12 protein-coding genes are annotated in these 11913 nt (G+C 62.5%); 8 read left to right on the top strand and 4 right to left on the bottom strand.

The window, feature by feature from the left end:
- Positions 1-68 precede the first annotated feature (68 nt).
- From blaOXA to blrA, 3 genes are all read right to left on the bottom strand, one after another.
- Entirely contained in the window at positions 69-863 is a 795-nt protein-coding gene (gene blaOXA, locus ACM3N8_RS20040; protein ID WP_416016529.1) for a class D beta-lactamase, read from the bottom strand.
- Positions 864-940: 77 nt separating this feature from the next.
- Positions 941-2362 carry a beta-lactam sensor histidine kinase BlrB gene (blrB, locus tag ACM3N8_RS20035; RefSeq protein ID WP_416016528.1) on the bottom strand — a complete coding sequence of 474 codons (1422 nt, stop codon included), beginning with the start codon at positions 2360-2362 and terminating at the stop codon, positions 941-943.
- A 34-nt stretch (positions 2363-2396) separates the two neighbouring features.
- A complete protein-coding gene (gene blrA / locus ACM3N8_RS20030) occupies positions 2397-3071 on the bottom strand; it encodes a beta-lactam response regulator transcription factor BlrA (protein WP_043557312.1) in 675 nt (224 codons plus the stop codon).
- Between the two features lie 123 nt (positions 3072-3194).
- On the opposite strand from blrA, the gene ACM3N8_RS20025 reads away from it, so the two are divergent.
- Both ACM3N8_RS20025 and glmS read left to right on the top strand, forming a co-directional pair.
- Positions 3195-3968, top strand: coding sequence for a DeoR/GlpR family DNA-binding transcription regulator (locus ACM3N8_RS20025; protein ID WP_041218325.1), 774 nt, complete (start codon positions 3195-3197; stop codon positions 3966-3968).
- Positions 3969-4029: 61 nt separating this feature from the next.
- Entirely contained in the window at positions 4030-5862 is a 1833-nt protein-coding gene (gene glmS / locus ACM3N8_RS20020; RefSeq protein ID WP_290019398.1) for a glutamine--fructose-6-phosphate transaminase (isomerizing), read from the top strand.
- Between the two features lie 62 nt (positions 5863-5924).
- Here the strand turns inward: glmS and ACM3N8_RS20015 are convergent, their stop codons facing one another.
- Complete coding sequence (locus ACM3N8_RS20015; RefSeq protein WP_042873460.1) at positions 5925-6701, bottom strand: helix-turn-helix transcriptional regulator; 777 nt, start codon at positions 6699-6701, stop codon at positions 5925-5927.
- Positions 6702-6910: 209 nt separating this feature from the next.
- Between ACM3N8_RS20015 and ACM3N8_RS20010 the strand changes: the two genes are divergently transcribed.
- The 6 genes from ACM3N8_RS20010 to ACM3N8_RS19985 are packed head-to-tail and all read left to right on the top strand — an operon-like array spanning position 6911 to position 11741.
- Positions 6911-7672, top strand: coding sequence for a DUF3450 domain-containing protein (locus ACM3N8_RS20010; protein ID WP_416016527.1), 762 nt, complete (start codon positions 6911-6913; stop codon positions 7670-7672).
- Positions 7669-8976, top strand: a complete 1308-nt coding sequence (locus ACM3N8_RS20005) for a MotA/TolQ/ExbB proton channel family protein (RefSeq protein ID WP_416016526.1) — start codon at positions 7669-7671, stop codon at positions 8974-8976. Before ACM3N8_RS20010 ends, ACM3N8_RS20005 begins: the two co-directional genes overlap by 4 nt.
- Positions 8973-9503, top strand: coding sequence for a MotA/TolQ/ExbB proton channel family protein (locus tag ACM3N8_RS20000; RefSeq protein ID WP_098981259.1), 531 nt, complete (start codon positions 8973-8975; stop codon positions 9501-9503). The genes ACM3N8_RS20005 and ACM3N8_RS20000 overlap by 4 nt, the downstream gene beginning before the upstream one ends.
- On the top strand, positions 9500-9901 hold the full coding sequence (locus tag ACM3N8_RS19995; RefSeq protein WP_005321875.1) for an ExbD/TolR family protein: 402 nt from the start codon (positions 9500-9502) through the stop codon (positions 9899-9901). The genes ACM3N8_RS20000 and ACM3N8_RS19995 overlap by 4 nt, the downstream gene beginning before the upstream one ends.
- Entirely contained in the window at positions 9898-10560 is a 663-nt protein-coding gene (locus tag ACM3N8_RS19990; RefSeq protein ID WP_098981264.1) for an energy transducer TonB, read from the top strand. Before ACM3N8_RS19995 ends, ACM3N8_RS19990 begins: the two co-directional genes overlap by 4 nt.
- A gap of 2 nt (positions 10561-10562) precedes the next feature.
- Positions 10563-11741, top strand: coding sequence for a tetratricopeptide repeat protein (locus tag ACM3N8_RS19985; protein WP_416016525.1), 1179 nt, complete (start codon positions 10563-10565; stop codon positions 11739-11741).
- Positions 11742-11913 lie beyond the last annotated feature (172 nt).

Genomic DNA, 11913 nt, shown 5'->3' with positions numbered 1-11913 from the left:
GCGATGGGGCCGTGTGAAGTTGGGGTGAAGGGCGATAAAAAAACCGGCGCCTTGCGCCGGTCTTGGCATCACAGCTTCTTCAGCTGTTCGGGCAGGGCGGCAAACACCTCTTCCTTCGCCTTGATCGAGGCGAATTGCTTGCCGGGCTTTTGCACGACTGTGTGGACGAAGATGAGCTGCTTGCCCGGCTTGCTGGCCCAGCCGACGAACCAGCCGATCTGCTGATCCCGGTTGAGGCTGCCATCCAGCAGCTTGGGGTAGCCCATGCCGGTCTTGCCGTGGATCTGCCAGCCGTCGATGTCGGGCTGACGCAGGATATTGGCCGTGTGCTGCAGGGTCTGGGCGGAGACAGGCAGCTTGCCGCTCACCAGTTTGCCGAGGAAGCGGGCCTGCTCCTGCGGGCTGATGGCGAGGCTGGAGCTGAGCCAGGCCTGGGTCAGACCGTCGTGCTTGCCGGGGTTGCCAGAGAGATCCCGGTTGCCGTAGTCGAAGCGATCGACGTACTGCTGGAAGCGCTCCATCCCCAGCCACTCGGTGAGGCGCTGGGAGTACCAGACCACAGAGTAGGTGAACCAGCGGCTCGGGGTTGTGGTCTCGCGCCAGGCGGGCAGCCAGTCATCGTCGCCGGGTTTGAATGGCAGGGCCGGCAGCTTTTCATCCACCAGGAAGCCGCTGTCATACCCCATCAGTGCCAGCGGGATCTTGAAGGTGGAGGCGGGCGGCAGCTGGCTTGAGCAATCCCCCTGGCTGCTGATGGGCTTGCCGCTGCCATCGGCAAACAGCATGCAGCCGGAGGCGGCGCTGGCCGGCAGCGAGAATAGCAGGCCTGCGGCGAGCAGGCCGGGTAACAGAATGCGGGACATGGGGTCTCCTTGGACAAATGGGGCTGAGGGCCGGGAGGCGGCAGCATAACGCCGCTTTATGTGGCCAGTGTGAAGTGTCAGCCGGTGGGCAGCCAGAGCTCGGCCAGCACACCGCCATCGGGCTGATTGCCGAGGCTCAGGTGGCCGCCGTGCTGGCGGGCCACCTCGGTGGCAAAGCTGAGCCCCAGGCCGCTGCTCTTGCCCTTGTCGGGCCTGGGCAGGGAGTAGAAACGCTCGAAGATGCGTGGCAGGGCATAGTCCGGAATGCCGGGCCCCTGATCCCGCACCCGGAAACAGTAGCCGTCGGCACTCATCTCGCCGGTCAATCTGACCGTGCTGCCGGCGGGCGAGAAGTCGAGGGCGTTGTCCAGCAGGTTGCCGAGGGCCTGCTCCACCAGCAGCGAGTCCCACTTCTGTTTCTGGGCCTCGCCGAGTTCGGCCACCAGCGTCACCTGGCGGCGCTGGGCCAGGATCTGGCGGGCGTCGAGGGTCCGCCTGCCCAGTGTGGCGGGGGCTATGGACTGTCTGTCCAGCCCCTGCCCCGACTCCAGTTTGGCCAGTTGCAGCATGCGTTCTATCAGCTGCTGCATGCGGGCCGTCTCCAGATTGATGTTGCCGATGAAGCGCCGCGCCACCTCGGGTGGCGGCGCTTCCGCCAGCAGCTCCCCTGCCCCGCGAATGGCGGCCAGCGGGCTCTTCAGCTCGTGGGTCAGGCTGTGTACATAGGCTTCGATATAGGCCTTGCCGTCCAGCTGGCGACGCATGGTCTCCAGAGATCGGCCGAGCCGATCCAGCTCGGGGCTGTAGAGGCGCGGCAGGCTGGCCGGCTGGTTGTGGCTGACCGCATCGGCGTAGTGCACCAGCTTGCCGATGGCGCGGTTGAGCCACCACACCAGCAGGGCGCCGATCAGCAGCGAGATGAACAGCAGCAGGGCCGCCCCCTGCAACAGCTGGTGTTCGCTGCGCTCTATCATGGGCAGCAAAGTGCGGTTGGGCTTGGCGACCGTGAGGGATCCCAGGATGTCGTCCCCCTCCCGCAACGGCGCGGCCACGTGCATCACGGAACTGGCGGGATCGTCGGGGTCGCTGCGGGTGCTGCGGGCCCCGTATTCGCCGCGCAGGGTGCGATAGACGTCGTTCCAGCGCGAGTAGTCCTTGCCCAGATCCACCCCGTCCGAGTCGTAGACCACCTTGCCCCAACGGTCGACCACATAGATGCGGTACTCCGCCTGCTGCTTGAGGTGGCCGTCGATCAGGGCGTTGATGGGACTCTGGTTGAGGCGGGCGAAGGCGCTGGCCAGCCTGCCATTCGCCATCTTGCCTTCCTGCAGATCGTCCAGCGCCAGCGGCGCCAGCATCTGGGCCATGTCGACCAGGGTATCTTCGGTGGCGCTGCGCACCCCGGGTTTGATCTCCTCGACGAAGATCTCCAGCACGAACCAGGCGGCCAGTGCGAAGATCAGCACCAGTCCGCACAGCAGTTGCAGTCCAATTCTCATGTCGGCTCCCGGCCGCTGCACGGCAGCAGCATGTTCATGCCAGCTCCAGGCTGTACCCCAGCCCGCGATGGGTCAGGATCAGGTTGGCGTCCGGGTCGCGCTCCCGCAGCTTGGCGCGGATGGTCTTGATGTGGGTATCGACGGTGCGATCCAGGCTCTCCTCCGCCCCGCTCCACACCAGATCCATCAGCTGCTGGCGGGAGTAGACCCGGCCTGGCGCCTGCATCAGGGTCTTGAGCAGCAGGTATTCGTAACGGGTGAGCGCCAATGGCTGACCGTGGAAGCTGATGCGGGCCCGCTCCTCATCCAGTGCCAGCAATTGGCTCGGTGGGGGCGTGGTTGGCTGGCTGCGGCGCAGAATGACCCGCACCCTGGCGCACACCTCCCGCGGCGAGAAGGGCTTGGCCACATAGTCGTCGGCCCCTATCTCCAGCCCGATCAGCCTGTCTATCTCCTCGCTGCGGGCGGTGAGAAACATCAGCGGAGTGTCGCAGCAGGCCCGCACCTGCTTGCACAGCTCGAAACCGCTGATGTCCGGCAGCCCTACATCCAGGATCAGAAAATCCGGTCGCGTCTGTTCCAGTCGTGCCAGCAGCGGCTGGCCGAGGGGAAACCATTCCACCTCGAAGCCGTCGGTTTGCAGCGCATAGATCAGGGTGTCGGCTATGCTGGCCTCATCTTCCACCAGCCAGATGACTCGTTTTTGCATGGCGTCCTCGTCGTAAATCCGTTGTCCCATTCTGGCATCGAACCAAATCGGATCCTATTTGCTGTTTTATTTTTCCAAAAAAGGCGCTAACATTTCGATATTCTTTCGAATCGAAACTTAAAGATGACCAAGCGTAATACCCAGCAGCGCCGCCATACCATAGTGAGCCTGGTGCAGGAGCAGGGGGAAGTGAGCGTCGATACCCTGGCCAAGCACTTCTCCACCTCCGAAGTGACCATCCGCAAAGATCTGGCCGTGCTGGAAACCGGTGGCCTGCTGTTGCGTCGTTACGGTGGTGCCGTGCCCCTGCCCAGCGAGATGGTGGTGGACAGCAATCCCGAGCAAGTTTCGAAACGAAAGCTGGCCATAGCCCGTGCCGCCGCCGAACGGATCCGCGATCACAATCGCGTCATCATCGACAGCGGCAGCACCACCAGCGCCATGATCCCCATGCTGGGCAACAAGCGCGGTCTCATCGTCATGACCAACTCCCTCAACGTGGCCGGCGCCCTGCGCGAGCTGGAGAACGAACCCACCCTGCTGATGACCGGCGGCACTTGGGATCCCCACTCCGAATCCTTCCAGGGTCAGGTGGCGGAGCAGGTGCTGCGCTCCTATGACTTCGACCAGCTGTTCATCGGCGCCGATGGCATAGACCCTGAGCGGGGCACCACCACCTTCAACGAGCTGGTGGGCCTGTCACGGGTGATGGCCGAGGTGTCGCGGGAGGTCATCGTCATGGTCGAGTCGGAGAAGATTGGCCGCAAGATCCCCAACCTCGAGCTGCCCTGGGCGAACATCCAAACCCTGGTGACCGACGAAGGGCTGGCCAGCTCGGCCAGAGAACAGATTCAAGCCCGGGGGATCACGCTGATCTGCGCCCCCGTGGCCGGCTGATATCGCCAATCAAATATCCCGTTATCCAAACCTATTTCTGAATTCAATCGAGGAGAAGTGTATGTGTGGCATCGTCGGGGCCGTCGCCCAACGTGATGTGGCTGAAATCCTGGTAGAAGGCCTGCGCCGTCTGGAATACCGTGGCTATGACTCGGCCGGTGTGGCCGTGTTCAGCGCCAGCCAGCCGCTGCAGCGGGTTCGCCGTCTGGGCAAGGTGGCCGAGCTGGCCAAGGCGCTGGAGGAGCAGTCCGTCCACGGTGGAACCGGTATCGCCCATACCCGCTGGGCTACCCATGGCGAGCCGTCCGAGCGCAATGCCCACCCCCACGTCTCCGAGCATATAGTCGTAGTGCACAACGGCATCATAGAGAACCATGAAGAGCTGCGGGCCGAGCTGCAAGGGCTGGGCTATGTGTTCAGCTCAGACACAGACACCGAGGTGATCGCTCATCTGGTGCATCACGAGCTGAAATCCGCCCCCAGCCTGCTGGCGGCCATGCAGGTGGCTGTGAAGCAGCTGCGCGGTGCCTACGGTACCGTGGTGATGGACAGCCGTGACGACAGCCGTGTAGTCGTGGCCCGCTCCGGCTCCCCGCTGGTGATCGGCCGCGGCATAGGCGAGAACTTCATTGCTTCCGACCAGATGGCGCTGCTGCCGGTGACCCGTCGCTTCATCTTCCTGGAAGAGGGTGACGTGGCCGAGGTGACCCGTCGCGACGTGCACATCTTCGATACCCACGGTGACGCCGTGGTGCGCGAAGAGCTGGAATCCGAGCTCTCCCACGATGCCGGTGACAAGGGCGAATACCGTCACTACATGCTCAAAGAGATCTACGAGCAGCCCAAGGCCATCACCAACACCCTGGAAGGCCGTCTGGGCTCGGATCATGTTGTGGTCGAGTCGTTCGGCAACGGCGCCCGTGCCATCTTCGACAAGGTCGAGCACGTCCAGATAGTCGCCTGCGGCACCTCCTACAACTCGGGCATGGTGGCTCGCTACTGGTTTGAAGAGATAGCCGGCGTCTCCTGCGACGTGGAGATCGCCTCCGAGTTCCGCTATCGCAAGTCCGTGGTGCGCCCCAACAGCCTGCTGGTGACCCTGTCCCAGAGCGGCGAAACCGCCGATACCCTGGCCGCCCTGCGGCTGGCCAAGCAGTCCGGCTACATGAGCTCGCTGGCCATCTGCAACGTACCGGGCTCCTCCCTGGTGCGTGAATCGGATCTGGCCTTTATGACCCGCGCGGGGGCAGAAATCGGGGTGGCCTCCACCAAGGCGTTCACCACCCAGCTGGCCGGCCTGCTGATGCTGGTGGCCTCTGTCGGTCACTGCCGTGGCAACCTGAGCGCTGCCGCTGAGGCCGAGCTGGTCAAGGCGCTGCAAGCCCTGCCGCTGCGCATCAAGGAGAGCCTGGCGCTGGCCAAGGATATCGAAGCCCTGGCCGAAGAGTTCGCCGACAAGCACCACAGCCTGTTCCTCGGCCGTGGCAGCCAGTACCCCATCGCCATGGAGGGGGCGCTCAAGCTCAAAGAGATCTCCTACATCCACGCCGAGGCCTATGCCGCCGGTGAGCTCAAGCATGGCCCGCTGGCGCTGATCGATGCCGAGATGCCCATCATAGTGGTGGCGCCGAACAACGATCTGCTGGAGAAGCTCAAGTCCAATGTGGAAGAGGTGCGTGCCCGTGGCGGTATCCTCTACGTGTTCGCCGATGCCGATGCCGGCTTCAAGAGCGACGAGACCATGCGGGTGATGAGCCTGAACCATGTGGAAGAGATGATAGCCCCCATCGTTTACACAGTGCCGTTGCAGCTGCTCTCCTACCACGTTGCCCTCATCAAGGGCACGGACGTGGATCAGCCGCGCAACCTGGCGAAATCCGTGACTGTGGAATAAGCCGTTGTCAGAAATGAAAAAAGAGCCGCATTGCGGCTCTTTTTGTTTGTCTGGTGGGGGCGCTATGACAGCCGCAGGTTGGTGATGGTCACGTCGTCCAGCGAGGGCACTATGATGCCGCTGGAGATGCTCTTGGCGATCGCCTGGTTGCGGTTCTTCGAGTCGGTCTTGTTGGTGACCTGGTTGAGGTGGAAGTTCACGGTCCGCTCGCTGATGCCGAGTATGGTGGCTATCTCCCAGGAGGTCTTGCCCTCGCTGGCCCAGAACAGGCACTCCTTCTCCCGGTCCGACAGCTCGGTCAGGTACTTCATCAGATCCGGCCTGCTCTTTATCAGCTGCAGCGCCGAGTTGAAGATGTAGCTGGCGCAGAACGACAGCAGGGGAACGTTTTCAAACATCAGATCGGAGTTGGATTTTTCCTTGCTGATGAAGGAGAGGATGCCGTGCTCTCCCTGCGGGGTGTGCAGCGGGAAGGAGACACCGTTCCTCACCCCGAAATCGGCGGCCAGATTCATTACCTCCCGGCTGGCGCTGGGCAGCCAGGGAGAGTCGCAGTCGAGCTTGTTCCAGAAGATGGGCTGGGTCTGCTTCAGGCCCAGGAAGACCACAGGATCCTGGGTCAGGTAGTGCCGCTCCGTGTAGGCATCGAACCAGCTGGTGGGGCAGTTGTTGAACAACGCCACGTGGGATTTCTGCATGCTGATGGGGAAAATAATCAGCAGACGGAAGTAATCAAAGCCCATCTGATGACTGAAGCGCTCCAGTTGCTGCTGGATATCGCTGGTCTTCTTGGCCTTGGTGAACCGATCGATGTGTTCCCAGATCGCATCGTTAAACATGTACATCTCCTTTTTCGATCTCTATCGCATTGATCGAAAAGATATTTTTTATTTATTAATTTGGTGTTGTGACTACCAACGCCAGTGACTCCCGTGCTTGCTTAAAAATTATCCTGTTTTTTCGGCTGAAGGCCAAGAAAATCATCTGATTGCCACTGACCCCACTCTTTGAGACAATGAGAATAGTTATCATTGTTAAGATTTATATCATGAATAAGTTTTGGGGTTTGGCCTTGTTGCCATTGTCAGTCCACTTCGCTGCCGGCGCCGACGAGCTGGTCGCACCGGCACTGAAGAGCAGCATAGCTGCCGGAAAAGTCTCCCAGCAGCGGGTGGAAAAAGCCGCCGATGCGGCCGTTGCCGCCCGGCTGGAGCTGCAAAATGCCCAGCTGCAACTGCGCGATCTGGAAGCCTACAACCGCTACATGCAGTCTCTGGTGGCCGATCAGCAAAATGAGCTGGGCAAGCTGAACCAGCAGCTGGAAGCGGTACAGGAGACCCGGCAGGGCCTGATCCCGCTGATGCTGCAGATGCAGGCGGATCTGGAGCAACTGGTACAAAATGACATCCCGCTGCGCAGGGAAGATCGCTTGGCGCGGGTGGAACAGCTGAAAGCGACCCTGGCCCGAGCGGACGTGAGCGAGGCGGAGAAATTCCGTCAGCTGCTGCAGGCCTATCAAATCGAAGCCGAATATGGCAGCCGGCTGGATAGTTACTCCGCCGAGCTGGTGCTGGACGGCACACCGCGCCGGGTCGATGTGCTGGCAGTGGGCCGGGTCTCCCTGCTGGCGATGACCGCCGATCGCTCCCAGGCGTGGCGTTGGTCTGCGCAGAGCAAGCAGTGGCAGGCCCTCGACAGCCAGTGGCTCTCTCCCATCGCCGAGGCGCTGGAGATGGCTGCCGACAAGAAGGTCCCCCAGTTGTTGAATGTCCCCCTTTCCGTCAGCCGTGGTCAGGAGGCCCAGTCATGAGCGTCACCATGAAGTGGTTCCCCCTCGCTATTGCCCTCTCTCTGGGCACCACAGCTGCCGTTGCCGATGAAGCCTGGCAGCAGCAGGAGCAAGCCCGTGAACAGCAGGCGCAGCAGGATCTGGCCTCCGTCTCCAAGGAGCTGAACGGTGCTCGTGCCAAACTGGCCGCGGCCCAGAGCCTCAGCAAGCAGCTGGCGGCCGAGTTTGCCGGCAACGAGAAGCAGCTGGTGGAGCTCAACGCCCAGTGGGAGCAGGCCTCCGGCGACATGAACGAGATCTTCGCGGTCACCCGTCAGGGCGCAAGCGACGCGGTCAAGCTGCTGGCCGAGTCCGCGGTCGAGGGCCAGTATCCCGAGCGCCTCGCCCCGCTCAAGGCTATGGCGCAGGAGAAGCAGGTGCCGGATCGCGCCGCCCTCGCCCTGTTGCCCGCGACTCTGCTGCAAGAGATCCGCGAGTCTGGCCGGGTTGCCCGGTTCGACGGCAAGGTGCTCGATGCCCAGGGGGCTGCCAGCGAGCAGCCGCTGACCCGGGTCGGCAGCTTTGCCCTGCTGGGTGGTGAAGGCTTCCTGCAGCCCACAGCCGAGGGTCTGAGCCCTGTGCTGGGTCTGCCGGGTGGCGTGCTCTCCGACGTTGCGGCCTATCAGGGTCAGGAAGGGGAAGCGCTGCCGCTGGATCCCTCCCATGGCACCCTGCTGGAGATGCTGGCGCAGGCCCCCACCTTCTGGCAGCAAGCCCAGCAGGGTGGCCAGGTTGGCGCCATCATAGTGCTGCTGGCCGCCATAGGTCTGGGGATCGCTGCAGTACGGCTGTGGAGCCTTTCCCGTGAACTGGGTCGGGTGCGTCGCCAGCTCAAGAGCGGCGAATATCACGCCGACAACGCCCTCGGTCGGGTGCTGACGGTGGCCGAGCAGCATCCCGAGCTGAGCATGGAGACCCTCGAACTGAGGCTGGACGAGGCCATACTGCAGGAGACGCCCCGCATGGAGCGTGGTATCGGCATGGTCAAGGTGATCGCGGCCATAGCTCCCATGCTGGGTCTGCTCGGTACCGTCACCGGCATGATCGGCACCTTCCAGGCCATCACCCAATTCGGCACCGGTGATCCCAAGATCATGGCCGGCGGCATCTCGATGGCGCTGATCACCACGGTACAGGGTCTGGTGGCGGCCATTCCGCTGATCCTGGCTCACAGCCTGCTGCAGTCCCGCTTCACCGAGCTCTCCAATGTGCTGGAGCAGCAGGTGGCCGGCATCCTGGCCGAGCGCGCCGAGAGCAATAACGGCGGGATGGAGCGAGCGGCATGATGCTCGACATCTGGCAACAGTTGCAGAGCTTCATGGGCCGTGGCGGCCCCGTGCTCTGGGTCATTCTGGCCCTGCTGGTGCTGATGTGGATTTTGATGATCGAGCGGCTGCTCTACCTCAATCTGGGCTTTGGCCCCTTGCAGCAACAACTGCTGAGCCGCTGGCAGGGGCGCAGCGAGCGCCACAGCTGGCATGCCAGGGCCATTCGCGGTCGCTGGCTGGCCCAGGCCGAGCTGGAGCTGAACCGTCATCTGATCTTCATCCGCACCCTGGTGGTGCTCTGCCCCATGCTGGGGTTGCTGGGCACAGTGACCGGCATGATAGGCGTATTCGATGCGTTGGCCGCGGCCAACCGCTTTAACCCGGAGAGCATGGCTGGCGGTATCTCCCGCGCCACCATACCCACCATGGCAGGCATGGTGGTGGCCCTCTCCGGCGTCTTGTTACTCAGCCGGCTCGAGAGCCAGGCCAGGCGTGCGCTGGCCAAGACACGGGACGGCCTGCGAGAAGAGAAGGTAATGCAATGAGACGGCAATCCAAACGCCAGCGTGACGAAGTGCAGATCGACATGACCCCCATGCTGGATATCGTGTTCATCATGCTGATCTTCTTTATTGTCACCACCTCCTTCGTGCGCGAAGCCGGGCTCGAGGTGCACAGACCCCAGGCCAGTCAGGCCAAGGCGCAGAAATCCTCCAGCATCATGCTGGCGATTGGCGCCCAGGGTCAGATCTTCCTCGACCGCAAGCAGATAGACGTGGAGCGGGTTCAGGCCAGTATCGCCCGCCTGCTGGCGGAGCAGCCCGATGCCAGCCTGGTGATCCAGGCCGACGAGCGGGTGCCCCACGGCAAGGTGGTACGGGTGATGGATGAAGCCAAGGCGGCGGGCATTGCCAACATCGCCGTGGCGGTGGCGCCGAAATGAAGTTCAAGTTGATGAGCCTGGGGCTGGGGATCGCCCTCAGTCTGGCAATCCTGCTGTTCATGGCCACTCTGGTGGAGCCCCCCAAGGGCGAGAAGGTGGCGAGCGAGCAAAAATCCATCGTCATCAACATGCAGAACGAAGTGACCGAGGTGCAGGTGCGTGAACGCCCTGTGCCGCAAGAGCCCGAACCTCTGCCGGAACCTCCCGCCGCCCTGGCGTCGACCCCCATGCCCTTGCCGGCCGCGGCGCCGCTGCCTTCGGTGCAACCTAGCCTGGATCTGGTCTCCAGCCTCAGCGCTGTGCAGGTCTATGCCCCCGGTGTGGCGACCAGCACGGCCCCCGTGCTGAGCGGCAATTTTCATGGTCAGCAGCAGGGCGCCGGTGTCGGTGCCGGCGATATGCTGATGCCACTGCAACGGATCGAGCCTGTTTACCCCTATCGCGCTCAGCAGGCCGGGATCGAAGGCGCCGTGACCCTGCGCTTCAGCGTCGATGCCGAGGGGCGAGTACAGGATGTGGAAGTGATCGAGGCCAAACCCAAGCGTCAGTTCGAGCGGGCGGCCATTCAGGCCATCAACAAGTGGCGCTATCAGCCCAGGCCCGGCGCCAGTGACAAACTGGTGCAAGTCATCACGCTCAAATTCAAACTGGAGTCATAACTATGTTACGGATCTGGATCTGCCTGCTGGCCCTGGTCAGCCAAGCCTGTCTGGCAATGGAGGTGAGCCCCCATTTCTCTCGTCAGCTTGAGCCCGTGATGAAGCTCTATCAGTCTGGCCAGTGGCAACAGGCCCAGAGCAAGGCGTCCGGCCTCAAGCCGGGGTCCGATGCCGAGCGCGCCTGGCTGGCCCAGCTGCAGGCGTCCTTGGCAGCCAACCTGCAGCAGACCGCCCAGGCGAGCCGTTACGTCGAACAGGCGCTGGCCTATAAAGAGTGGCCGGAGCAGCAGCAACTCCAGTTGCTGCGTCTGCGTGGCGATATTCAGGCACAGCAATCCAACTGGACCGGCGCCATCGCCAGCTACAAGGCGGCACTGGCACTCAAACCCGACGATGGCTTGCGCCTGCGTCTGGCCGGTCTCTATTACCACAACAAACAGTATGCCGAGGCCGCCAGCCAGAGCGAACAACTGCTCAAGAAGAGCTGGCAGAAGCAGGCCGCCATCATTCGTCTCTCCGCCCTCACCGCCCAGCAACGTTATGGTGTAGCTGCCGATCAGGCCGCCGAGCTGATCCGTCACGAGCCGACAGAGAGCAAATGGTGGCAACAGGCGGTGTCGCTCAATCTTTCCGCCAAGCGTGGCGATCAGGCGCTGGCCCTGTTGCAAACCGCCATTGACCGTCAATTAATGGATGATGCCGCCGCTCGCAACCAGCTGATCCGCCTTTATGCCTGGCAGGGGCTGCCCTATCGCGGTGCCCGTCTACTGGAAACCGCCATGGTGAAGGGTCAGATGAAGCAAAGTGCTGACAATCAGCAACTGCTGGCACAGCTGTGGGAAGGTGCCCGGGAATGGCCGAAGGCGGTCGATAGCTGGCAACTGCTGGCCAAACAGCATGGTCAACCCAAAGCCGCCATGCGCGCCGCCGAACTGTTGCTGCAACAGGGCAAGACGGATGCCGCCATGACTCAGCTCGCGGCCATCAAGTCGGTGAAAGGCGAGCAAGGCAATCGCGCCAAAGCGTTGCTGGTGCAAGCGCACCTTAATAAGGAGCAGTATGCACAGGCGCTGGAACTGGCCCGTGAACTGCAGCAACAGGATGACTGGCAACAGCGTGCAACCAGCTGGGTCAACTATATTCAGGCTCAAAGCGAAGAGTTGAGCAAAAAAGCGGCGTAAAAGGGGGCTAAAGCCCTGGTTTCAGGGGCTATAGCCTGCTTTTTCAGCAAACGAACGCATTTCTTCAAAAAGCCCTTGTCATCCCGGCGCGGCTCCCTATAATGCGCCCCTACCAGCACGGCGGAACACGCCAACCTGATGAGCCAGCTTCCTTGTGAAGCCGGCGCCGAAA

Origin of the sequence: Aeromonas sp. A04 (assembly GCF_047780465.1) — a bacterium.
GTDB classification, from domain to species: Bacteria; Pseudomonadota; Gammaproteobacteria; order Enterobacterales; family Aeromonadaceae; genus Aeromonas; species Aeromonas bestiarum.
The sequence above is the reverse complement of the archived record's forward strand: the minus strand, read 5'-3'. Positions and strand labels throughout refer to the sequence as shown.

Bases quoted from the DNA above. Each gene is read 5' to 3' on its own strand.
- blaOXA (WP_416016529.1), bottom strand. From the start codon at position 863: ATGTCCCGCATTCTGTTACCCGGCCTGCTCGCCGCAGGCCTGCTATTC.
- blrB (WP_416016528.1), bottom strand. From the start codon at position 2,362: ATGAGAATTGGACTGCAACTGCTGTGCGGACTGGTGCTGATCTTCGCA.
- blrA (WP_043557312.1), bottom strand. From the start codon at position 3,071: ATGCAAAAACGAGTCATCTGGCTGGTGGAAGATGAGGCCAGCATAGCC.
- ACM3N8_RS20025 (WP_041218325.1), top strand. From the start codon at position 3,195: ATGACCAAGCGTAATACCCAGCAGCGCCGCCATACCATAGTGAGCCTG.
- glmS (WP_290019398.1), top strand. From the start codon at position 4,030: ATGTGTGGCATCGTCGGGGCCGTCGCCCAACGTGATGTGGCTGAAATC.
- ACM3N8_RS20015 (WP_042873460.1), bottom strand. From the start codon at position 6,701: ATGTTTAACGATGCGATCTGGGAACACATCGATCGGTTCACCAAGGCC.
- ACM3N8_RS20010 (WP_416016527.1), top strand. From the start codon at position 6,911: ATGAATAAGTTTTGGGGTTTGGCCTTGTTGCCATTGTCAGTCCACTTC.
- ACM3N8_RS20005 (WP_416016526.1), top strand. From the start codon at position 7,669: ATGAGCGTCACCATGAAGTGGTTCCCCCTCGCTATTGCCCTCTCTCTG.
- ACM3N8_RS20000 (WP_098981259.1), top strand. From the start codon at position 8,973: ATGATGCTCGACATCTGGCAACAGTTGCAGAGCTTCATGGGCCGTGGC.
- ACM3N8_RS19995 (WP_005321875.1), top strand. From the start codon at position 9,500: ATGAGACGGCAATCCAAACGCCAGCGTGACGAAGTGCAGATCGACATG.
- ACM3N8_RS19990 (WP_098981264.1), top strand. From the start codon at position 9,898: ATGAAGTTCAAGTTGATGAGCCTGGGGCTGGGGATCGCCCTCAGTCTG.
- ACM3N8_RS19985 (WP_416016525.1), top strand. From the start codon at position 10,563: ATGTTACGGATCTGGATCTGCCTGCTGGCCCTGGTCAGCCAAGCCTGT.